Origin of the sequence: Microbulbifer variabilis (assembly GCF_023716485.1) — a bacterium.
In the GTDB taxonomy this organism is placed as follows: domain Bacteria; phylum Pseudomonadota; class Gammaproteobacteria; order Pseudomonadales; family Cellvibrionaceae; genus Microbulbifer; species Microbulbifer variabilis_B.
In genome coordinates this window covers 2,233,869-2,256,663 of the sequence record NZ_CP092418.1, presented here as the reverse complement: position 1 = coordinate 2,256,663, position 22,795 = coordinate 2,233,869, and the positions used below count along the sequence as shown (strand labels likewise).

16 protein-coding genes are annotated in these 22,795 nt (G+C 49.2%); 14 read left to right on the top strand and 2 right to left on the bottom strand.

What is annotated here, in order from left to right:
- Positions 1-319: 319 nt before the first annotated feature.
- Positions 320-1,297, top strand: coding sequence for a porin (locus MJO52_RS10065; protein WP_252085808.1), 978 nt, complete (start codon positions 320-322; stop codon positions 1,295-1,297).
- A 130-nt stretch (positions 1,298-1,427) separates the two neighbouring features.
- On the opposite strand, the gene MJO52_RS10060 is transcribed toward MJO52_RS10065, so the two are convergent.
- Positions 1,428-2,912 carry a bifunctional 2-methylcitrate dehydratase/aconitate hydratase gene (locus tag MJO52_RS10060; protein ID WP_252085807.1) on the bottom strand — a complete coding sequence of 495 codons (1,485 nt, stop codon included), beginning with the start codon at positions 2,910-2,912 and terminating at the stop codon, positions 1,428-1,430.
- 281 nt (positions 2,913-3,193) lie between these two features.
- Here MJO52_RS10060 and MJO52_RS10055 point away from each other — a divergent pair, with 281 nt between their 5' ends.
- From MJO52_RS10055 to yegQ, 3 genes are all read left to right on the top strand, one after another.
- Positions 3,194-3,760, top strand: coding sequence for a Crp/Fnr family transcriptional regulator (locus tag MJO52_RS10055; protein ID WP_252085806.1), 567 nt, complete (start codon positions 3,194-3,196; stop codon positions 3,758-3,760).
- 117 nt (positions 3,761-3,877) lie between these two features.
- Positions 3,878-4,438 (top strand): cytochrome P460 family protein, encoded by a 561-nt coding sequence (locus MJO52_RS10050; RefSeq protein WP_252085805.1) that lies wholly within the window; start codon positions 3,878-3,880, stop codon positions 4,436-4,438.
- Between the two features lie 225 nt (positions 4,439-4,663).
- Positions 4,664-5,962, top strand: a complete 1,299-nt coding sequence (gene yegQ, locus MJO52_RS10045; RefSeq protein ID WP_435583634.1) for a tRNA 5-hydroxyuridine modification protein YegQ — start codon at positions 4,664-4,666, stop codon at positions 5,960-5,962.
- Positions 5,963-6,059: 97 nt separating this feature from the next.
- Here yegQ and MJO52_RS10040 read toward each other — a convergent pair whose 3' ends face one another.
- The gene (locus MJO52_RS10040; protein ID WP_252085803.1) at positions 6,060-6,287 is read right to left on the bottom strand and encodes a hypothetical protein; all 228 of its coding nucleotides are present in this window, start codon (positions 6,285-6,287) and stop codon (positions 6,060-6,062) included.
- 174 nt (positions 6,288-6,461) lie between these two features.
- On the opposite strand from MJO52_RS10040, the gene MJO52_RS10035 reads away from it, so the two are divergent.
- The 10 genes from MJO52_RS10035 to pbpC all read left to right on the top strand — a co-directional run bounded on the left by MJO52_RS10035 (position 6,462) and on the right by pbpC (position 22,781).
- Positions 6,462-7,712 carry an efflux RND transporter periplasmic adaptor subunit gene (locus MJO52_RS10035; RefSeq protein ID WP_252085802.1) on the top strand — a complete coding sequence of 417 codons (1,251 nt, stop codon included), beginning with the start codon at positions 6,462-6,464 and terminating at the stop codon, positions 7,710-7,712.
- Between the two features lie 301 nt (positions 7,713-8,013).
- On the top strand, positions 8,014-8,730 hold the full coding sequence (locus tag MJO52_RS10030) for an ABC transporter ATP-binding protein (protein ID WP_252085801.1): 717 nt from the start codon (positions 8,014-8,016) through the stop codon (positions 8,728-8,730).
- The gene (locus MJO52_RS10025) at positions 8,727-11,162 is read left to right on the top strand and encodes an ABC transporter permease (RefSeq protein WP_252085800.1); all 2,436 of its coding nucleotides are present in this window, start codon (positions 8,727-8,729) and stop codon (positions 11,160-11,162) included. The genes MJO52_RS10030 and MJO52_RS10025 overlap by 4 nt, the downstream gene beginning before the upstream one ends.
- An 89-nt stretch (positions 11,163-11,251) precedes the next feature.
- Positions 11,252-12,148: an alpha/beta fold hydrolase gene (locus MJO52_RS10020; protein ID WP_252085799.1), complete on the top strand. Its 897-nt coding sequence runs from the start codon at positions 11,252-11,254 to the stop codon at positions 12,146-12,148.
- A 191-nt stretch (positions 12,149-12,339) separates the two neighbouring features.
- Positions 12,340-12,657, top strand: coding sequence for a heavy metal-binding domain-containing protein (locus tag MJO52_RS10015; RefSeq protein WP_252085798.1), 318 nt, complete (start codon positions 12,340-12,342; stop codon positions 12,655-12,657).
- Positions 12,658-12,899: 242 nt separating this feature from the next.
- The gene (locus MJO52_RS10010) at positions 12,900-13,778 is read left to right on the top strand and encodes a S1 family peptidase (protein WP_252085797.1); all 879 of its coding nucleotides are present in this window, start codon (positions 12,900-12,902) and stop codon (positions 13,776-13,778) included.
- Between the two features lie 47 nt (positions 13,779-13,825).
- A complete protein-coding gene (locus tag MJO52_RS10005) occupies positions 13,826-14,284 on the top strand; it encodes a nuclear transport factor 2 family protein (RefSeq protein ID WP_252085796.1) in 459 nt (152 codons plus the stop codon).
- Positions 14,285-14,863: 579 nt separating this feature from the next.
- On the top strand, positions 14,864-15,022 hold the full coding sequence (locus MJO52_RS10000) for a hypothetical protein (protein ID WP_252085795.1): 159 nt from the start codon (positions 14,864-14,866) through the stop codon (positions 15,020-15,022).
- A gap of 269 nt (positions 15,023-15,291) precedes the next feature.
- Positions 15,292-20,418, top strand: coding sequence for an alpha-2-macroglobulin family protein (locus tag MJO52_RS09995; protein WP_252085794.1), 5,127 nt, complete (start codon positions 15,292-15,294; stop codon positions 20,416-20,418).
- A 44-nt stretch (positions 20,419-20,462) separates the two neighbouring features.
- Positions 20,463-22,781 carry a penicillin-binding protein 1C gene (gene pbpC / locus MJO52_RS09990; RefSeq protein ID WP_252085793.1) on the top strand — a complete coding sequence of 773 codons (2,319 nt, stop codon included), beginning with the start codon at positions 20,463-20,465 and terminating at the stop codon, positions 22,779-22,781.
- Positions 22,782-22,795: the final 14 nt, after the last annotated feature.

Here is a 22,795-nt window from a genome sequence, read left to right as displayed (position 1 = left end):
TGCACTTTTTTTGTACAGGATTTATGGTTCTCATCCTTGTCCGAAGCCCCGTGATAGCAATAGATCAGAAAATTTGACACCGCACACAAAACAGGCACCATAGAACCAAAAGATGACTATAACCGGCGCGCCATGCCGCATAGTGACTGCCTTAACTGCTATACATGGCACCCGCTGGTCATATTTTTTTAAGAAAAATGCCATGTTTAACATGTTTGTAATATTCAGGTCGCAGAATCCGCACCAAATCGAGGGGCAACCAACAGACTGAACGGAAGGCTTCCCCTCAACCCACAACCATAAACTGTGCGAGACGACTATGAATAAGACCGCTCTCTCTCTGGCCATTGTTGCCATGATCCCGACTCTGGCCAACGCCCAAGAAGAAGGCGATGTCCTCGACTTTTACGGCAAAGCCAATGTTACCTTCCAGTCTGCTGACGAAGGTGACGGCTCTGTAACCGATGTTCAAAGCAACGCTTCCCGCCTGGGCGTTAAGGGTGAGATCGCCCTGACCGACGGCATCAAGGGTATCTACCGTATGGAATACGAAGTAGATATGGACGGCGACGCTGATGACACTTTCTCTCAACGCAACATCTACGCTGGACTGGAAGGCGGCTTCGGTCAGGTAATCGCGGGTAAGTTCGACACCCCGTTGAAAGTTGCCCAGAAGAAAGTTGACCTGTTCAACGACCTGGAAGGCGATATTAAAAGCCTGATCACCAGCAGCGACAACCGCGAAGAAGACGCTCTGCAGTACACTACCCCGTCTTTCGCGGGCTTCAAAGCTTCTGCTGCTTATATCAGCAATAAAGATGAGGTAATTGGTTACGAGATCATTGGCCAAAATGATGATGGCAGTGACATCTTAGGCAAAGAAATCAAGCGCAATAACGGCATCTCCACTGCTATTGCTTACGATAACAACGGCGTTTACATGGCCTACGCTTTCGACCAAGACGTTGAAGGCCAGGACGTTGACGTTCAGCGCTTTGTAGCCCAGTACAACATCGGCCCTGTACAGGTTGGTGCCCTGTTTGAAGACCAGGAAAACGCTGACGGTGAAAACGCTGACGGCTGGATGAGCTCTGTAGCTTACAAAATCGAGCAGTGGACTCTGAAAGCTCAGTACGGTCAGTCTGACATTAAGAAAGAAGACGGCGAAACTTACAGCCTGGGTGTTGACTACAAGTTCAACAGCGCCGCTAAAGTATTCGGCTTCTACACCGACGAAACAGCTGATGGCGATTACGACCGCAGCTATGCCGGTATCGGTGCTGAATACAAGTTCTAAGAGCGCTTTTAACGACGATCATCCGAATTGGGAAGTGCTGTTTGACCGTCGTATGATTTAAGAGCTTGAATTAGGCGGCCTATGGTCGCCTTTTTTATTGGAAGTTCCAAAGCCGCAATGCGGCAGCTTATTAAATAACCAACTTATCCATAAAAAGATGAACTGGCATTGCCTGTAACTGTTGTTGATCAGCAAATAAAGCTAATATTTTCTCTGCTTGGCCTGAAGGGAAACGTGCAGCCAGATTGGAATGGAATTTCTTCAACAAAAGCGGTATCCCCTCTTTACGACGGCGACGATGACCAAGGGGGTATTCCACCACTACATTCTCTGTTGCCTTGCCCCCCTTAAAAAATACCTGCACACCATTCGCAATTGAACGCTTATCCGGATCAAGGTAATCCTTCGAATAGCAGCCATCCTCAACAACGGTAATTTTCCCGCGCAGCTCATCAATTTCCGGATGGGACTGATGGAATTCATCCTCATAAAAACTAGCCTGCAAATCCCCAAATAAAAGAGCCACAGCCACGATATATTGCAGGCAGTGATCGCGGTCCGCCGGATTGGAGAGGGGGCCGGTTTTACTAATAATTCGTATTGCGGATTCGTGAGTAGTCACGACAATTCTCTCTATGTCTTGCACCCTGCCCCTTACCAATGGATGTAAAACTATCGCGGCTTCACAGGCCGTCTGACCATGGAATTCTGCAGGGAAGGAAATCTTGAAAAGGATATTCTCCATTACATAGGAGCCGAATCGACGCGGAAAACGGAACTGCCGCTCCTCCAACGGTTTTATTACCTGATCAGCATTGGTTTTACTGAAAGCCACGTCATAAAAGCCCCACTGCTTCGCCGTAAGTACGGTTGGTATACCCATCTCACCACGCATGGCCATATCCGCCAAGCGAACTCCCCTTGCCGTGGCATCTCCTGCCGCCCAAGATTTACGCGAACCCGTATTGGGGAAGTGCCTGTAGGTACGCAGGGCGCTACCATCTACCCAGGCCTGGGAAATCGCCGCCAGTAATTCTTCCCTTCCCCCCCCCATCAACCAAGTAGCAATCGCTGTAGAAGCCACGCGAACCAACAATACATGGTCCAAGCCGACGCGGTTAAAGCTGTTTTGTAATGCCAGTACACCTTGGATCTCATAAGCCTTGATCATCGCCTCCATCACCTTTCCCATTGTCAGGGGCTCTTCCCCTGCACTCAGCCGCTTCTGAGAAAGGAAATCGCACACCGCCAAGATAGCGCCCAGATTGTCAGATGGATGCCCCCACTCTTCTGCCAGCCAAGTATCATTGAAATCCAGCCAGCGGATAGTACAGCCTATATCCCAGGCAGCTTTAACCGGATCCATGCAAAATTGGGTACCCGGCACACGAGCCCCATTGGGCACCACCGTCCCCTCAACTAGAGGGCCTAATAGTTTCGTACACTCGGGAAAACGCAGTGAAAGAAAAGCACAGCCCAAGGAATCCATCAGGCAGTAGCGCGCTGTTTGCCAGGCCTCATTGGAATAAACTTCAAAATTGAGAACGTAATCGGCAATATCCTGGATTACCTGATCATAAATTAGATGGCCAGTTTGGTCTGAGTCGGTGCGCATAGCAGAAGGCCTGATGGTACTGTGAAGAAATTAAATAAGCCTAGTAATTTTTTAGCTGTATCTTTCACTTTGTAAATGGATAACAAGATTTGAGCGCTACGACATTGATGGCTTGCTTTTTTGTGTATATTGTCATCCTGTGAATTTCACTAATATTCGACCAAGATTGAAAAGGTAAGTGGGTTTGTGATTAGTCTATACACTCCAACCTCCAATAAGAAAACACTAAATTGCAAACGATAGCGACTAAAATAAAAAGAGTATGCTGTACCACAGACACAGTGTTATTTCGTCAGGGAGTGACCTCCCGAAATATTTATTTTATACATGCCGGTTATGTTCTTATCCATAAAGTGGACTTTAATGGCAACCGGGGACTTGTAGACCTGTATGGGCCAGGCTCCTGGTTTGGCCCAGGTCTTGGCGGAAATTCACAAGAAATAGAAGCAATTGCCAAAATAGGTTGTGAGCTAGAAGTCGCTTTTCCAGAAAATCTCAATAACCTGTTACATTCACTGTCACAAACCCAGCAAGACCTTATAGAGCATCTAGCCAACAGAGAGTCTTTATTACAACAGCGTATATTTCAGCATATAACCGCGCCCCTAGCTGTCAGATTGGCAAGTTTATTATCCCAACTCTTTCATTTTCGGGGGCAACCTTGCGCTCACGGGCATGAATTAGATGTAAAGCTTTCCCAATCTGAGCTAGCGGCTATGGCCGGCGGCAGTAGACAAACCGTTAGCCAACTACTTAGCACCTGGAAACACAAAGGCATTATTGATTACACACGCCAACATATTTGCCTACTAAACAAAGGCGCCCTCGAAGGCTTAGCGCAAGGCTAATTTTGGCTTTAGTGTCAGCTAGCTGACAGTTGATCGTCCCTCTCCTCCCTATACTTCCAAAAAATGAGGGCTAGACCTAGTCCCCACCTCCATGGAATCAACATAGGAAGAGGCATTATGCGCACAATCTGCTTAGTAACACTGGGAATACTGTTTAGCCTACAGGCCATAGCCCAAGAGAATCTAAAGTCCACTTTCAGTCATTTCGTTGACGCACAGGGAAACATCACATTACCCAAGGATTACCGCCAAGAATGGACATTTCTCGGCTCTTACCAAGTAAAGTCATCCAGTGGCAAGGGCTGGGATACTCACATTGTTTACACTCAACCTGAAGCAGTTAAAGCCTTTCGCAAAAATGGAAAATTCCCGGATGGCGCAGTCCTGGTAAAAGATGTCAACAGCACCAAATCAGAACCATTAACCACAGGCTTGGCTTACTACTCTACTGATCTCGAGTTCACCTTTATGATGGTAAAGGACACAGAAGGGAGATTTCCCAAGAATGAGGCCTGGGCAGAAGGTTGGGGATGGGCTTTATTCAAGCCAGGGGTAGCAAAAAGTGAAACCAAAACCTGGAAGGGCAGCGGGCTTAACAACTGTTTTGGATGCCACTTACCAGCCAAGAATAATGACTGGGTCTATACACAAGGCTATCAACAGGTCCTACAGAACTAAAAAGTAAGCAGCAAAAATTAGAGGTTAGAGGTCTTTTATTCGGCTAGAGTAACAGGCATAGATTCCCTCCAGATCAGCTTATCACCCCCACCCCAGCGCTAATTGATTTATATCAATTAGCGCGATCTTGAATACCGTTAACATGCGGCCGCGTCCGACTATTCCACTATGAGTTTTTCCGTGTTTAAACCTGAGTTACTGTCCCCCGCAGGGACTTTAAAAAATATGCGATATGCGTTTGCCTATGGTGCCGATGCCGTTTATGCAGGCCAGCCCCGCTACAGCTTGCGTGTGCGCAATAATGAATTTAAAAATATTGAAACCCTGCGCCTGGGTATAGAAGAAGCACACCAGCAAGGAAAACAGTTCTATATCGCTTCCAATATCGCCGCTCACAACGATAAAGTTCGCAGTTACCTGCGGGACCTGGAAGAAATTGTTGAAATGGGACCTGACGCCCTGATTATGTCCGACCCAGGCCTGATAATGATGGTAAGGGAGCGTTGGCCTGATCTGCCAGTCCACCTATCCGTACAGGCCAATGCGGTAAACTACGCGACCGTAAAGTTCTGGCATCGCCAGGGGTTATCTCGGGTGATACTTTCTCGAGAACTGTCCCTGGATGAGATTGAGGAAATTCGCCAGAAAGTGCCTGAGATGGAGCTGGAAGTCTTTGTCCACGGTGCACTCTGTATCGCCTATTCCGGGCGCTGCTTGCTATCCGGTTATATGACCCATAGAGATGCCAACCAGGGCGCCTGCACCAACTCCTGCCGCTGGCAATACCAAGCCCATGAAGCCAAAGAGAATGAAGTTGGCGAATTGATTCATGTGCAAAATCAGGAATCTATCCAAAAACCCATCCAGCAACCCACCTCCGCCAGTGACAGTACTTCCCAAGCCTTTTTACTACAGGAAGAAGGTCGCCCTGGAGAATATATGCCGGCTTACGAAGATGAGCACGGTACCTACATCATGAACTCCAAAGATCTGCGGGCCGTACAGCACGTCAAGCGCCTCACGGAAATGGGGGTCCACTCTTTAAAAATCGAAGGTCGCACCAAGTCCCACTATTATGTGGCTCGTACTGCTCAGATTTATCGTCGCGCCATAGACGACGCTGCAGCAGGAAAAGACTTCGACATGAAGATGATGGACGAATTGGAAACCCTCTCGAACAGAGGCTACACGGAAGGTTTCTACCGTCGCCATCCACCAGCAGAATACCAGCAATATGAAAAGGGGTTGATATCAACTCCGGGCCAACAGTTCGTAGGCGAGCTTATTGACGGCAGTCCTGAGTATTTGACGATTGATGTTAAAAATCGCTTTGAACGCGGTGATCAATTGGAGTTAATGACTCCCAGCGGTAGCTTGTTCTTCCCCTTGGAGCAAATGGAGAATACGGAAGGCAAAGCGATCGATGTAGCTCCAGGATCCGGGCATATCGTGCAGATACCTCGACCAGAAGGAGTCGATGACGATCAGCTTCAACAGGCGCTATTGGTCAAAGCTCTGGGATAACCCTGGGTTTGTAATTTGCACTAAGGCTTATCAAGCCTCCCGTTTTGCAAATATATTTTGTTAAAGGTGTAGTGGTTAAGACAATCTACCGGATTCACTAAGCCACGACACCTTTATTCCCACTACATATCCACAATTTTACTTGTGAACCTATCCTCAAAATGCATTGGGTAATCGTTAAACCTCTCAAGTGACTGCCCACCTCATAATATTCAAACCGTCCTGTATTTCCCCACCATTCACCGCAAGCAACTGGTTCTTGTGCCAATTTTCCTGCATTTTCAGCCTCACCTACAACCCTTTTAAAGCCCTGAGTTTTGATCACAAAAATATGCTCGACAGTACTAATTACAAGATAAAAACCCGCCCTCCCTCGGAGTTCCAACAGGAATACACTCGTTTTAAATAGTTATGATTTTCCACCTCTAACTCGCCCCCGCATCAAGGTTTCACAGTAGAAAAGCGTGCAACGATTGCTTAACCAAGGAAATGCCGCAATATGGATATTATTAAACCTAAGAAACGCCCCCTGATTAAGCACCCTTTAATGCTAGGTAGTGCTGCTCTTGCTTTTGTGGCATTTACCAGCACCCTCCTGTTACTTCCTGACAGCGCCTATAAGGTTGAGCGGAAACAGCTAATGCTAGGTACCGTCCAACGGGGAGACCTGCAGGTTGTGGTAGATGGCTACGGTAGGCTGCGTTCAGACAAGCAGACTTTAATTACCGCACTAACCGCAGCGAATGTTGAAAAAATCATGTTGCGTCCCGGTGCAGAAGTACAAAGTGATAGCATCATTATGCAGCTGAGTAATCCAGAGTTAATGCGCGACCTGGATGCAGCCGAAACCTCCCTGGAGCAAGAGGAAGCTAATCTGCGCCGGCTTGTTCTGAACAACCAGCGCGATGTTCTCGCGGAGGAAGCCATACTCGCGGAACTGAACTCCAATTACCAAGTGATCAAGTTGCGTCGCGAAGCTGAGGACGAGCTGGTAAAAAGTGGAGTGGTTTCCCAGCTCACCTATCAAACCACCGTCTTACGCCAGGAACAGATGAAAAAACGTGTGGACCTGCAAAAACAGCGTATCAACCACCTGCGCAAAGTCGCCGTCGAATCAGAGTTAATCCAGCGCGAGCAAATCAACCAAGCCCAGACCCAACTGCAGAGTATCCAGCAACGTGCAGACCGACTGACCGTACGCGCCGGCCTGGACGGCATACTGCAACGACTACCGGTAGAGCTGGGGCAAGGTGTCGATCCCGGCCAGGAGCTGGCGCTGATCGGCAGCGAGACAGATCTACTCGCCTTGGTTCAAGTCCCACAATCCAAAGCAGAGCAACTGGAGGTTGGCCAGCCCGCTGAAATTGATACCCGCAGGGAAAAAGTCGAAGGTGTGGTTACCCGTATTACTCCTGAGGTTCGGGACGGCAATATTGAAGTGGAAATTGCTTTTAGCGCAGGCGCCCCAGAGTCTGCCAGGCCACAACTCAACGTCGATGCCCGGATCTTCACCGCCACTATGGAAGATACACTGTTCGTCGAGAGACCTATCAATGTGCAGAGGCACAGTGAGGCCAATCTCTTCCTGATTAACGAAAACGGGGAGGAAGCGGCACTCCAACCCATCAGCTTCGGCGAGGAGTCAGGTCGATATATCCAGATCACCCAAGGCCTCAATGAAGCGGACCGCATCATCCTCTCGGATATAGCCAATTTTAATGAAGCTGAGCATATCCAGATTGTTGACTAAAGCCTGAAACTAGGGAGCCTCTGAATAACTCCGTAATACCTCTGCGGGTCTTGAAGACTGTAGATGTTAGGCGCAGCTCGCCGCGAATGGCCGTAGCCCTTTGCAAGAGCTGCAACGCAGCAGATGCGGCCTTCAAGACCCGCCCTTCGGGGCTTGCAGAGCGATTCACACTCCGCGTTGCGACTTCTTGAAAGGTCCAGACATTCCTGCGAAGCCGCGCCTTGATTGTGAACCGCTCTGCAAGCCAGAGGCATCACGGAGTTATTCAGAGCCTCCCCAAAGCAAGAACAGGGAGTTCGCTATGTCCAAGCCAATCCTTCATATGGCCGGGATCACTAAGGTGTTCAGCACCGAAGAAATGGAAACTCACGCCCTGCGGGGCGTTGACCTGAGTATTTACTCGGGGGAATTTGTTTCTATCTGCGGCCCCTCGGGTTGCGGTAAATCCACACTTCTCTCGATTCTCGGCCTGCTGGACCTCCCCACCAGTGGCAGCTATCAGATTGAAGGCTTTGAAGTCGCTCAATTGTCGCTGAGTGAGGCGGCGACTATTCGCAACGAGAAAGTAGGCTTTATCTTCCAGTCCTTTAACCTGATTGACGAACTCTCTGTCTACGACAATATCGCCCTGCCCCTGCGATACCGCCGCAATCCCATTCCCAAGTCTGAAGCCGACAAAAAAGTGAAACATTGCCTGGAGAAGGTAGGGATGGGTCACAGGGCCTCTCACAAACCTAACCAGTTGTCCGGTGGCCAACAGCAGCGAATCGCCATAGCCCGGGCGCTAGTTGGCAATCCATCCCTGCTACTGGTGGACGAGCCCACCGGCAATCTGGATTCCCACAATGGCGATGCGGTAATGGAAATGCTGCGGCAGCTCAACAATGAAGGGACCACCCTGTGCATGGTGACCCATGATCCTCGTTACGCTGACATGGCCAGCCGTCAATTGCATCTGCTGGATGGAAAAATCTCAACGCCGCAGCCCATACTAGCGCCCCATGAGATGGCCCTATGATCACGACAAGGGACCTGTCCATTGCCCTCCAGTCCCTCAACCGGGCGCGGAGCTACGCCACCACTATTATTCTGACCCTGAGTATCACTCTCGGCGCCCTGGTAACACTATTTAATCTCAACTACCAACTGTTAGCCGCACCCCTACCCTACCCTGACGAAGATCGGCTGTATGTCGTGAATGGTAATCTCTACCAGAACAAGCAGCTGCGGCTGGAAAACAACAGCCAATACCCCGCCCTGGTTGAAATCTATAAGAACGATAGTTTCTTCGAGTCCAGCGCCCTGGTGTACTTCTGGGAAGATGTGGTTCGCAATTTATCCGGATCACCACGGGTTAACGTTTCCTATGTCTCTCCAGAATATCTCCAGCTGGCTGGAGCACCCTTGGCCCTGGGCAGACAATTCAATACCGATGAAGGGCTCGACAGCCGGGTTCCCGTGGTGGTTATCAGCTATCAAACCTGGGAGCAGATGTTCCGGCGCAACCCAAATGTCTTGGAGCAAAGCCTGCAATTTGGGGAGGTGGACTTTCGTATTGTCGGCGTCACTGCCAAAGACTTCATTGAACCCCAGATCTATAAACAGGGCCGGCAAACGGCGGTCTGGCTGCCCTGGGACTTTAACGATACACAAGTAGAGCGCAGAAATAATTGGAGAGGCTTCCTACCTTTTCGCATGCTCACAGGGAAGTTGAAGCCGGGCATTGACCCCACCAGCGCAGGGCATGAATTGAGCACATTAATGGATGCCCAGTATCAAGCGGCCCTAGCGGGAAGATCCTCTTCGGTAGAGAGGTCCGTTGAATACCGACTCACCCCCTTCGCCAATAAAATCCTTGGCGACAGCGCCACGCGAACTCTAATGGTAATGGGCGGAACACTGGTGCTTCTGTTAATTGCCTGCGCCAATGTTACCAACCTGATTCTTTCTCGCGCAGCCAAACAACAACGCAATATGGCGATACAGGTCGCGTTGGGCGCACACAAAAAACATATCTTTTTGGCCCTGCTATGTGAAATCGGCCTACTAATGTTAGGGGCTGCATTACTTTCTCTACTTTTAGCCCTGGGATCGACAGAAGTACTAAAGGTGATGGCTGCGGAACAAATTCCTCGCATTCAAGAGCTCACCTTAAACTGGCAGACATTGGTTTTCGCACTGTTGTGCGCCTTACTTCTCGCCCTGTTCTTCTCCGCCATAGTCAGTCGACAGGTTAATTACCGCGCACTGAATCAAATGCTGCAGAGCAGCGGCAAAGGCTCCGGTGTACAAATTTCACCACTGATCCGCAAAGTCCTCATCAGCAGCCAAGTGGCAATGACCAGTTTGCTTATCATCGCCAGCTTACAGATTTTCCTGCAAGCTAACCGACTGATTAACCAGCCCTTTGGCTTCCCCTTGGACAACGTTCAAGTGATGACTCTGAATATCGGCAATCTTAGGAGCGCCCCCACTACCGAACGGGAGAGTTACCTAAAGGCCATCAGGCAGAGGTTGCTGGAGCACCCTAAAGTACAAAATGCCAGCCTGAGCTTAAACACTCCTATCTCTATCAGCCGGCCACTCTGGACCACCTCCCTGAGTCATGATGCCAGCCGACAAAACCCGGTGATGGCCAAGACCACAGTAGTCGACGAAAACTACCTTTCCATTTTGCGTATGCCACTGGTAGCTGGCCGCCATATCAATGCGGCTGAGTTTTCCGATAACAATCGCATGATGCTCGTTAACGAAACCCTGGCCCAGCAGCTGGAACCCGATGGAGAAGTATTAGGCAAGCGCTACTACTGGCGAGGTGATTTGCCCCATCAAGTAGTCGGTGTAGTGCGTAATGCAAGCCTGCCAGGCAAAAAGGAACCCGCCCGCTTATTTGTGCGCGGTATCAACGTGAGCTATCCCCTACTCGTACTCAGACATAAGCCTCACCAACCGCTCAGCACCACAGAAATAAATCGGGAATTTGCCCACGTAAACAGGCAGTACAAAGTTTCCGAGCTATTCTCCCTGGAGCAGGCGCGAGACCTACTCCTAAGCAATGACCGAGTCTCAGTTTGGGTAACCACCGCCCTAACATTACTGGCACTCAGCCTCGCTGCCATCGGTATCTTTGGAGTGCTCAGTTACAGTGTACAACTGCGGCGCACTGAGCTTGGCGTGCGCATGGCAATCGGCGCCCGCCCAGCGACGATTTTCTATCACACCCTGATCGATAGCCTGATTCCCGTAGTTATCGGTATCGCTGTAACGACTTTGGTAGTGGTCCCACTGGCACTTTGGCTTGAGCAAAGCGAGTTCAGCATTGAAACCAGCCTCTGGGGCTGGCTGCTGCCACCACTGCTTATTATCGGCCTGACCGCCTCGGTTACCCTGCTTTCTGTATGGAAAATAATCAACAAGCCCGCGATTTACGCATTGCAAGGAACAAGATAAATACTTTCCATCTGATAGCCGCTGCTTGAGGTTGCGCGCTCATCGTGCAATCTTTACAGCAAGTACAACAATAAGAAATGGAGCAGCCAATGCAACCTCAGCAATGGTTATCAAATGGAAAGATATTTGATTATCAAAACCACCAACTCTTCTATGTCGATAGCAACCCAAGCTGTCGACATAAACCAGTACTGCTTTTGATTCACGGTTTTCCAACCAGTAGTTATGACTGGCAAAAGGTATGGACCCAACTGACAGAGCACTATCGCTGTATTGCTATGGATATGCTGGGCTTTGGCTATTCAGACAAACCCAAACAACATAACTACAGTATCCACCAGCAAGCTGATTTACATGAAGCTCTTCTGCAACATTTAAACATCAACAAGGTCCACCTGTTGGCGCATGACTATGGGGATTCCGTAGCACAGGAGTTACTCGCCAGAGCCAACAACGGCGGCACTACAGGGTATATCTCGGTATGCCTGCTGAATGGCGGTCTATTCCCAGAAACTCATCAAGCTCGCCTCGTGCAGAAACTCCTGCTTTCTCCTATTGGCTCTCTAATCAATAAACTAATACGCTACCAGCAGTTTTGCCGCAGCTTCAGTGCCATTTTCGGACCAGAGACAAAACCCTCCGACAGAGAATTGCGAGACTTGTGGCAAATTCTCCAATATAAGAATGGCAACCGGCTCCTCTATAAACTGATCACCTACATGTACGACAGGCGCAAACATCGTCAGCGTTGGATCGACGCGCTAAACCTATACCCTGGCCCCCTACTGCTAATCAATGGCTCATTGGATCCAGTTTCAGGGAAGCATATGGTGGATCGATTTCGTCAATTGATAGATCGGGCAGCAGACATTATTGAGCTGGGAAAGATTGGGCACTATCCGCATTGGGAGGCGCCTGATCATGTGGTAAGTGCGTACTTAAATTTCGTAGAGGCGGAGAAAAAAGAGCATTTAATGCTTTCTTGAATATCTTAGATAGTTCTCTATTGCGATCATGATGGCAAGAAGCTGGGTGTCAAAATCCCAGTCTAATTCCAAGCATCACCAATAATAAGGCGTATTTTTAGTTTCATCAAAATGTAATACTTTCTTCTTTTCAAGGCATGTCCCATGCAATCATAGTAAGAACCATACCAAGCAACATTAAGAAATGTATCATGATCTACTCAACCACTGAAACCGTACCAGGATATGAAATTAAAGAGATACTCGGAGTGGTTACCGGTAACGTTGTTCAATCCAAGCATATTGGTCGTGATGTTATGGCGGGCTTAAAGAGTATCGTTGGCGGTGAGATAAGAGGCTATACAGAAATGCTATCCGAAGCCAGAAATAAGGCCCTTCAACGGTTGATTGATAGTGCCCAGCAGAAAGGAGCCGATGCCGTAGTAGGTATCCGATTTTCAACAAGTGCCATTATGGAAGGGTCTTGTGAAATGATGGTCTTTGGGACTGCCGTCAAACTAAGGAAGTGATATCCCCTAACCAACAATTAGTGCCTATTTTGAAAGATTCCGTAAAATATAGCTTTTACTGCTAGTTAGCTTCAATTCAGGGATACGAGGTTCCGAAATTAAATTCAATGGAGCCTCTAATTTACAGCACAATATCTGGCGATAGGATTCACTAGTGGCAACTAGGCCAAGGCCTCTACGTCAGATCTAATTTTTCAGACATCAATGATCTATATAACCAATAACTTACAGAAAGATCGCTCATGATACGCACAATTCAATATCTTTTTCTTTCCTTCCAATTAGTATTAACACCTGTGGTAATAGCAATAACCATTCGCGATGATGTGAGTGACTCAAGATACCGTATAGATGCCTCTGAACTCCCCGCACTTGTAGATTTACCGGGAGAAGGACACGGTGTACTTATCTCCCCAGAGTGGATTGCTACAGCTGCGCATGCCGTTACTTGGCAACACTGTATTGAAGAGGTCACCATTAAAGGCACTTCCAGAAGGATCGATAAGCTGGTGATACACCCCGGCTACAAGAAAATACCTCAAAGAATGATTGATGAGGCACTAGAAACGGGAGATGCCAGTGAAATTGAAGCATTATTGGCCACATCCGATGATATTGCCTTAATTAAACTCTCTCAGCCTATCATTGGTGTTAATCCGGTAGGAATTTACCGTGAAAGTGATGAGCAAGGAAAAATAGTAAAGCTGATCGGAAAAGGAGCAACGGGTACAGCTGACCTCGGCCATGACCCCAAAGGCCCCAATCGAACAGAACTCCGCAGAGCATTTAACATTATCTCATCAACTCAAAATCGTTGGCTTGGCTATGACTTTGATCAGGCCCCAAATGCGTTGCCACTTGAAGGTATGTCTACAAATGGCGATAGTGGCGGCCCAGTACTAATTGAAATTGATGGCCAGTGGTTACTCGCAGGACTCACATCCTGGAAGCACGCGGAAAACGTTGATATACGAACCTTCCGCCCTGGCACCTATGGCCAGACTTCCTATTCCATTCGCTTAAGTCATTATGCAAGCTGGATTGACGCAATGATTTCTAATGATTCATCTACTCAGCAATCTGTCAAAGCAGAATCTGATAGCTCATCAACTAACCAATAAACCGTTATTCTACAAACCCCACAACAAGAGTTATCCAAGGAAATATGATGTACAAATTAATACCTTTAATCCTGTTAACTTTTTTAAATTCATATGTATATGCCAATTCCGCTGAGGACAACACCAAAATACGCAGAGCCGTACTCGATTACATTGAATCACAACAAAAAGTTGAACCAAGCCTAATGGAAAGAGGTTTAGATACGAAACTAGCCAAGCGAACCTACTGGAAATCCAAAGACGGCTCAGAATTCATCATGGAGACAGACTATGAAACCATGGTTTGGTTGGCCGAAAACTACAATAAGGAAGGCGATAAATTTACAGAGTCCCCCAGGGTTGACATCAACATACTTGATATTGATAACCGGGTAGCCTCGGTAAAGCTTACAGTCGATGATTGGATTGATTATATGCACTTATATAAGAATGAAAAAAATGACTGGAAGATTATTAACGTTCTCTGGCAGTACCATGATACGAAAAGACATTTTAACAAAAAATGAACTAGACATTAAAAATACCCTGTGGGCTTCCCACACAAATAGATACTACTTCTTAAGAAGTTCTTATTTATAAAAAATATCCCCATAAGTTTAACAGGCTAAGTGCTAGAAAAAATTGCAGCGAATACCATAAAAAATGATGACTGTTTCAAAAATCTGTCTTTGCCTTATAGCAAGCTCAATATCAATTCTTATTGCCACTATGGAATACTGGCTAGGCCTAGATGGTAACGAGTTGTTTCTAGCCAGAAGTGTTTCAGCTATGGTATCTGTCGGGCAGACAGACCTAATTTATCCAGAACCGACTTTAGTTGCTGGCAATGGCGGTATTACAGAAGTTCGAGTCATCTTCATGGCGCTGTGTCTATCGACTCTCCTGGCCTTAGGCTCATTCGTATTGGTCACAGTTAATAGAATCAAACATGGTTCCCACAAACTCTATCTACCTTTAGCATTCTGCTCTGCAGTTCTCTGCCTAAGCATTATTTATGTTGGGTTTCGGTCTGGCATTCAGTATAGTCTTTGAAGTGTGCCAAGCTTGAGCCTGTGCCCACACACAAAACAAAAAGGAGCACCAAATTGAAGAGGATCACCGTCGCCCTACTATTCTTACTAGCAGCCATTGCCTGCTATGTATTTGGTGTGCCTGTTGGCGGGGCCTTTTTTCTCGCTTTGGGTGTTGTTTTTGAGGGGATCTTTTGGGTAAAACTGTTCAAACGCAAGAGAAAGTCAGTCTAATAATTAGTATCTTGTTATTTCTACCTAGGCAAAGACGTGTTGGCAGTTTAGTCGAGCCTAAGCGACCCTACTTGCGCGACTTCTTTTAGCAATAACGAACCATATTCTCCTATTGCCGATATCTCCTTGGCTCCTTATCCAACCTTCGCTAATACTCATTTCCAAGCTCAATACCCTTACTAACTCACATTGAGCAATACGAAAGCTTGAGACAACGTTCAAGACCAACTAAATTGTCCGCCACTTTCTTTACCAACTAGGAAATATCCATGTTCCCTCACCGCTTACCGCGTTGGATTGCGGTCATTCTTCTCTGTCTTGTTGCTATAGCCTGCACGCCTGAGAAGCCAGAAAAGCTGAGCGAGCCCTCTACTAAAAAGGCATCTACCCATGGGGCACTCAAAAGCGGTGATGAAAATTCAAAGGAAGAAACACCCCCATTAGTCTCTGCCCCAAAGGCTAGTGTTAAAGAGGCTAGTAGTGAGACTGGATCAACAACTTCCGATACCAAACCCCTAAGCAAGTTCAGTGAAGAAGCTCCTTCGCAGGCTGCTACTTCCAACAACGACACGATGCCGCTGGTTGCGGATTCAACGGAAAGTGCTCTTACGGTGCTCCATATAGGTGAGCGGGTCTACAAAGATGCGCGAGCTATTGCGGTGATCTTTTCTGAGCCACTGCTGGGGAATGCCCATTTTGGTTCCTACCTAACCCTCACCCAGGAAAATGGTGAAGATGTCGATGGGGGCTGGGTTTTATCTGACAACCAAAAGATCCTTTACTTCACCAACATCGAACCAAATACACGCTACAGTGTAGCGATACACCCCGGCCTGCCCAGTAAGGATGGATTCGAGTTACGAAAGTTAAAGAAGGAAACTGTTCACACTCGGCGTATCGAACCCAGTATCAGCTTCTCCAGTAACGGCAGTATATTTCCAGTTACGGTAACACCTGGCTTGCCAGTGACTGCCGTCAGCATTGAAGCAGTGCAAATCCATTTTCACAGAGTGAAGCCTGAACACTATTCCGCCTTCCTTAGCCTGGTCAACAATCAGTCCCTGAGGTACTACTACCAGCTAAGAGCACTGAACAATGTTGCCGAATTAATCTACAGTGCACATTTTGATCTTACCCAGGAAAAATATGTTCAACGGGATTTCGATCTCTCCATCGGCCATATTGAGCCTCTAAAGCAGCCAGGCATTTATGTTGCAGTCATGCAACCGGCCGGTGTGTACAACACCAACCTTTTCGATGTCACCCACTTTTCTATTTCCAACTTGGGTTTACATGCCCGTTACTACCCGGAAAGCGTTGACCTCTATGTTTCCTCTCTGGATGAGGGTCAAGCATTGAAAGGCATCCAGGTGGAGCTACTGGATAACAAAGGAGGACTGATCAAGCAGCAGACGACCTCCAAAGAAGGGCATGTTCGTTTTCTGCTCAGCCAGGAGCAGGAGGACTCCCAGCGCTTCTTTGTTGCGCGAGACCCAGATACAGGCCATTTCTCTCTGTTAGACTTGCGCGAACCGGCGCTGGACCTGTCGGACTTCAAGCTGGGCCAACGCCCTTCCAGGCCGATGGAGTTCTTTATCTATGGTCCCCGGGATTTGTACCGTCCCACAGAATCCATACAAGTTAGCGGCCTGCTACGCAATTACGACGGGCGCTATTTAAAAGACCTGCCGATCAAGGCGGACTTGATTAAACCCGATAACACCAGTGCCCGTACTTTCACTTGGCACGCCAGCGCGCCGGGATACTACGAGAAGCTGCTTCCCCTACCTCAAAATGCTCCGACGGGTGACTGGCGCCTGGATGTCGAATTGACCGATGGACGCAAAGTGCGCTACCCATTCAAGGTGGAGGAGTTTCTACCGGAACGTATGAAGCTGGTATTACAGGATGGTGAAGAGCGCAGCCTGGTTCAGGGGCACGATAAAGCCTTGGAACTGGAAGTTGAAGGTAGCTATCTGTACGGTGCTCCGGCCGCCAACAACCGCTTGGAAACTCTAGTACAAGTCAGCCACTACCGGGAACCCTTCCCTCAATGGAAAGGGTTTTTGTTTGGGGACGCCACTGAGCGATTGCCCGCGCGCCAGTTTAATGCATCCACCATTGAGCTGGATGCTGAAGGGCTTGGCAAATTACCGCTGCGATCCCGTTGGAATCACGCGAAGAGCCCCCTGAAAATTAATCTGGTTTCAAGCCTGTTCGAGTCCGGCGGCCGCCCCGTAACTCGGCAACATCCCGTTCTGGTTTGGCCCGAGCATCCAGTAGTCGGCATTCGCCCTAACTTTGGCAAGGAGAACCCCTCGGCCAATAGCCGACCGGAATTCGAAATTGTTGTAGCCGATGCACTGGGTGAACCCGTCATAGGTCGCAACCTCAATGCGGTATTAATCTCAGAGGATCGTCAATATTTTTGGGAGTACTCCGCTAACCAGGGTTGGCACTATGAATACTCCACTGCCGAGTTCGAATCTTTCAGCCGCCAACTGCATTTTAATGAAGAGACTCCCCTAAAGCTCACGGTACCAGTCGAATATGGCCACTACCGTCTGGAAATTACCGATACTAATAGCGGAGCCACCAGCAGCCTGCGCTTCCATGCTGGGCGCGACTGGTATTACTGGTGGCGTAAGGACCAAGTAGCGAAAGGCCAGGCAGCCCGCCCGGATACCGTGGCTTTATCTTTAGATAAACCCAAATACGCACCTGGAGATTTAGCACAGCTCACTATAGTGCCACCGGCAGACGGTGAAGCGCTGGTGTTGGTAGAGAGCGATCGATTGCTGTGGTCCGAGCGTGTATCGGTAGAGAAATCGGGCACCAAAGTTGAAATTCCCATTTCAGCAGACTGGGACAGTCACGATACCTATATTTCCGTAACTGCACTACGCCCGGCCGATAAGAATGAGCGTATCGCCCCTAATCGCGCTTTCGGACTGGCTCATTTGCCACTGGACCGGGAAGCTCGACGCTTGCCTGTGCGCCTGGAAGCCCCGGCACGCGCCCTGCCCGGCTCAGAGATAGAAGTCACCGTAATCACGGACCTGGACTCCATCGGCAAAAATGGCGGCGCAGCCTGGACCACCTTGGCAGCGGTAGATGTGGGCGTGCTCAATATCACCCGCTTTGAAACACCAGATCCCTTTGAAGCCTTTTTCGGCCAGCGCCGCTACAGTGTTGATGTCCGCGATATCTATCACCGAATTATTGAGTCTGGTAATGGCAAGCTGTTGGAGCAACGTTTCGGTGGAGATGCTGAACTGGCGCGTGGTGGAGAAGAGCCCAATTCCGATGTGCAGATCGTTTCGCTATTTTCCGGGCCAGTGAAATTCGATCAGCAAGGCAAAGCGAAAGTTTCCCTTCAACTGCCAGAATTCAATGGCAGCCTGCGCCTAATGGCGGTGACATTTAGTAATGAGGGGTTCGGCAGCACTGAAGGAGAACTAACAGTAGCCTCTCCATTGGTGACCCAAGCTGCCCTACCCCGCTTTATGGCTCCCGGGGATAGCAGCACGCTGGCGCTGGACCTCAATAATCTGAGTGGCCGTAGGCAAAAACTAACGGTGGAAATGCAATCTGTCGGTGCAGTAGACATGAAAATGAGGGAGCGTTTGTTAGAACTGGCCGATGGCGAACGCAAGACTTTGCGCTTCCCAATTACTGCCAAAAACGCCACTGGTGAAGCGGAATTCCAACTGATAGTAAATGGTGCAATAGATGAAGATGGCCAGAATATCACCATCGAACGCCAGTGGCGCCTGGGTGTTCGCCCAGCCTGGCCCGCCACCACGCACACCCAGCGCCGTCTTCTAGAGCAGGATGAGAGTTTCAGCCCGGATAAGGCTTTCCTGGATTCTCTGATGCCGGACACGGTACAAACATTAGTATCCCTGGATAGCCGCCCGCAATTGCAACTTCAGGACCACCTAGCAAATTTGCTTCGCTATCCCTATGGCTGCTTGGAGCAAACTTCCAGCCGTGTTTATCCACTGGTGATGGCAACGCCGCTACAGCAACAAAAATTGGGCATCGAACCCCTGGACGAAATCGAGCGTGCGAGACGTATTGATGCAGGTATCGAACGTATCTTCAGTATGCAAAAAAGCAACGGCGGTTTTGGCCTGTGGAGTGCGGAATCAGCAGAGAACCAATGGCTCACCGCTTATGTGGCCGACTTACTTCTGCGCGCTCGTGATCAAGGTATTGTGTTCGATAACACACGCCTGGAGTCCACCCTCAAGCGTCTGCAGGAATATGCCCGCGAGCGCGGGAGTTTTTATCAACAGCGCTATAGTAGTGACCCTGACTTTTACGCTTATGCTGCCCGCTCCTATGCCGCCTATGTGCTATCCCGTGTGCAAAAAATCTCGCTCGGCCAATTGCGCAGCCTTTACGAAAGCGGTGCTGACTTAACCCGATCCCCTCTACCACAGTTACATATGGCAATTGCTCTCCAGGCCATGGGCGATAACACCCTGTCTCAAGAGGCCTTACAAAAAGCCCTTTCCATTGAGCGCAAGCGCCTTAGTTACTACGGCGATTATGGCTCTAACCTGCGCGATACTGCGCAGATGATCTCCCTATTGCTGGAGCATAATTTGGCTACCGACAAAGCCGAAGAGATGCTGTTTGAAATGGTGAATCTGCTCCGTGAACGGGAGTACCTAAGCACGCAGGAACGAGGCAGTATATTTATGGCCGGCGTTCAGTTACAGCTTAATGGCGGTGAAAATTGGTCTGCTTTATTAAAAACCATTGATGGTTTACGGGAAGTGAATGATGATAATCCGCACAATACTCTTTTCCGTGGTCGTGAAGCTGCAGAGGTATTTGAGGTAACCAGCCAAATAGAAAAACTCTTCGCTGCTATTACCATTAATGGCTACAGCAAACAGGTACCTACAGAGGTGATGGATAAAGGCGTTAAAATCACGCGCAGCTACCATAATCTGGATGGTTCAAGTGTAGTACCAACTCAGGTGCGGGAAGGTGAACTCTATCTGGTGCGCCTGCAAATCGACGCGGACCGACGCCTGCCCGATCTTCTCGCAGTAGACCTGCTGCCCGCAGGGTTTGAGCTGGAAAACCAGAACCTCGCCGATAGTGTCAAAGTGGATGAGCTTGAATTCGACGGTAAGAGTATCGCCCAATGGCAGGACGACCAGGACAATATACAACACATGGAATTCCGCGATGATCGATTTGTGGCAGCCTTGGATCAATCTGAGTGGAAACCCACCAACCTCTTTTATATCGCCCGAGCAGTAACTCCCGGTCACTACCAGGTACCACCTCCCTTTGTGGAGGATATGTATAACCCTGAACGCTTTTCCATTGGCAAGAACCCAATGGCGCAAGTACAGGTAATCGGCAAGCATTGAAACTGTTAGCCACACTAATAGCTCGATGGAAAAACAGCAGCCGCATGTTTCGCGTGCTGCTGATCTCACCTTTCTTTCTTTTAGTCACATTGTTGGCCCTGGATACTATTTTCCCCCCACCTTTGCCTGAAACACATGGTTTTGCGCGGGTAGTGGCTGATCGCCATGGTAAGCCACTGCGTTTCTTCGCTGATAATCGCGGCGTGTGGCGTTACCCCATCACGCAAGATGAAGTAGCGCCACGATTTATCGAGGCACTACTCACCTATGAGGATCGCTATTTTTATCAGCACCCAGGTATCAATCCCTTTGCGCTCGTTCGGGCGGCCAGCCAATACCTTCGCAATGGGCATGTGGTCTCCGGTGGCTCCACCCTGACCATGCAGGTAGCGCGCCTGCTAGATCCACATCACAGGACTTTAATCGGTAAGACCAAACAAATGTTGCGCGCCCTGCAATTGGAATGGCATTTCAGCAAGCAGGAAATTCTCGATCTCTACCTCAATCTGGCACCTTACGGCGGCAATATTGAAGGCGTGGAAGCCGCCAGCCGTTTATACCTGCGTAAATCCTCCGCTGATCTCACCCACGCCGAAGCGGCACTCCTGGCAGTATTACCCCAAGCGCCCAGTCGCTTGCGACCGGACAGGTACCCAAATCGAGCACAAAAAGCTCGGGATAAAGTTCTGACCCGGTTACAGGTCTACGGCGTTTGGAGCGCAAACGAGGTCGAGCGCGCGCAGCTAGAAAACGTTTATGCGGAGCGTCTGGAATTTCCACAGAATGCCCCTCATTTATCCCGCTGGCTGGTAGAAAGCATCGGTGATCAAGAGGTGATTATCACCACCATTGACGGCAATATTCAGCGTGGACTGGAGGACTATCTGCGCGATTATATGGAGAGCTATCCGCAGAAAACTTCTGCCGCCGTTATAGTACTGGAGAATTCCGACTTATCTGTACGCGCCTATGTGGGAGCCTCTCATTTCGGTGACAGACGTCGATATGGCTATGTAGATATGGCGAGAGCCACGCGCTCGCCCGGCTCTACTCTCAAACCATTTCTGTATGGACTGGCAATCGATGGAGACCTTATCCACAGCGCCTCCTTGCTCAGTGATGCACCGCGCATTTATGGAGATTACCGCCCAGAAAATTTCCATCGAGGTTTTTCCGGCCCGGTCAGTGCTACTGCCGCTTTGCAGCGCTCTCTCAATGTCCCAGCCGTGCAATTGCTGGAGCACTACGGCCCCGGCCGATTCGCAGCGACACTGGAAAATGCCGGCCTCTCACTGCAATTCCCCAGCGGCGGCAAACCTAATCTAGCCATGATTTTAGGTGGCGCTGGCACCCGCCTGGACCAACTCACCGGACTTTATGCAGCCCTAGCACGCGGCGGGCTATCCGCAGCACCCCGCTATTTACCCGAAACTCCACTGCGAGAGCGGTACCTGATGTCTGCAGAGGCCGCCTGGATCACATTTGAGATGCTGGCTTCCAACAGTGGTGGCTCACGCCGCTGGCGCAATCTAGTAAGGCAAAGCAAAGCAGATATTGCCTGGAAAACAGGCACTAGTTACGGCTACCGCGATGCTTGGGCGATCGGTGTAACCCCCAGCTATACCGTAGGAATTTGGGTAGGTCGCCCAGACAGCACCCCCCTCCCCGGCTACTACGGCTCCATCAGTGCAACGCCATTGTTAAACGCAGTGATTTCATCTCTACCAGGTAACAAGCAGCAACGCCTGGCAAGACCCGAATCAATAATCCAAACAGAAATCTGCTGGCCGTTAGGAGGCCAGAAGTCGTTAACCGAAGATGAACTGTGCCACCAACTGCGCAATGCCTGGCTTATCAAGGGCCGGGCGCCCCGAACCCTCCCCCCAAAAGGAGAACCTTTACGTGCTGCACAAACTTACCACTTCTTTGCCAACCAACAGGGCTTGCGGGTAAAACCCAGCTGTATGGACTCCTCTGCTACAAAGAGAAGCCTTGCCCTGTGGCCAAAGGAGCTGGAGTCCTGGTTGCCCACCAACCAAACTCGGAACCAACAAATCCCACCGACAGCGCCCGAATGTAACGCCCCAACCGCAACTACGGGTACCCCACTGAAAATTGTCGGTGCCATCAATGGTAACCAATACCTTCCTACCGGTAACAGCGCTCCTTTACCACGTATAAATCTCAGCGCGATAGGAGGACAAGGGAAACGCTACTGGTTTATCAACGGCGAACCAAAGGATGAAACATTGGGCACTCAAAATTTTGCACTCTCACCACAGAGTGGGCAGCATCAAATTGCAGTGTTGGATGAGAGCGGGAATGTGGATCGGATTGAAATATATGTAGGAATTAACGATTAAATTTAGCACTATCA

What these genes read in the sequence shown, in the direction of transcription:
- MJO52_RS10065 (WP_252085808.1), top strand. Translation starts at nt 320, where the DNA reads ATGAATAAGACCGCTCTCTCTCTGGCCATTGTTGCCATGATCCCGACT.
- MJO52_RS10060 (WP_252085807.1), bottom strand. Translation starts at nt 2,912, where the DNA reads ATGCGCACCGACTCAGACCAAACTGGCCATCTAATTTATGATCAGGTA.
- MJO52_RS10050 (WP_252085805.1), top strand. Translation starts at nt 3,878, where the DNA reads ATGCGCACAATCTGCTTAGTAACACTGGGAATACTGTTTAGCCTACAG.
- yegQ (WP_435583634.1), top strand. Translation starts at nt 4,664, where the DNA reads ATGCGATATGCGTTTGCCTATGGTGCCGATGCCGTTTATGCAGGCCAG.
- MJO52_RS10035 (WP_252085802.1), top strand. Translation starts at nt 6,462, where the DNA reads ATGGATATTATTAAACCTAAGAAACGCCCCCTGATTAAGCACCCTTTA.
- MJO52_RS10030 (WP_252085801.1), top strand. Translation starts at nt 8,014, where the DNA reads ATGTCCAAGCCAATCCTTCATATGGCCGGGATCACTAAGGTGTTCAGC.
- MJO52_RS10025 (WP_252085800.1), top strand. Translation starts at nt 8,727, where the DNA reads ATGATCACGACAAGGGACCTGTCCATTGCCCTCCAGTCCCTCAACCGG.
- MJO52_RS10020 (WP_252085799.1), top strand. Translation starts at nt 11,252, where the DNA reads ATGCAACCTCAGCAATGGTTATCAAATGGAAAGATATTTGATTATCAA.
- MJO52_RS10015 (WP_252085798.1), top strand. Translation starts at nt 12,340, where the DNA reads ATGATCTACTCAACCACTGAAACCGTACCAGGATATGAAATTAAAGAG.
- MJO52_RS10010 (WP_252085797.1), top strand. Translation starts at nt 12,900, where the DNA reads ATGATACGCACAATTCAATATCTTTTTCTTTCCTTCCAATTAGTATTA.
- MJO52_RS10005 (WP_252085796.1), top strand. Translation starts at nt 13,826, where the DNA reads ATGTACAAATTAATACCTTTAATCCTGTTAACTTTTTTAAATTCATAT.
- MJO52_RS09995 (WP_252085794.1), top strand. Translation starts at nt 15,292, where the DNA reads ATGTTCCCTCACCGCTTACCGCGTTGGATTGCGGTCATTCTTCTCTGT.
- pbpC (WP_252085793.1), top strand. Translation starts at nt 20,463, where the DNA reads ATGTTTCGCGTGCTGCTGATCTCACCTTTCTTTCTTTTAGTCACATTG.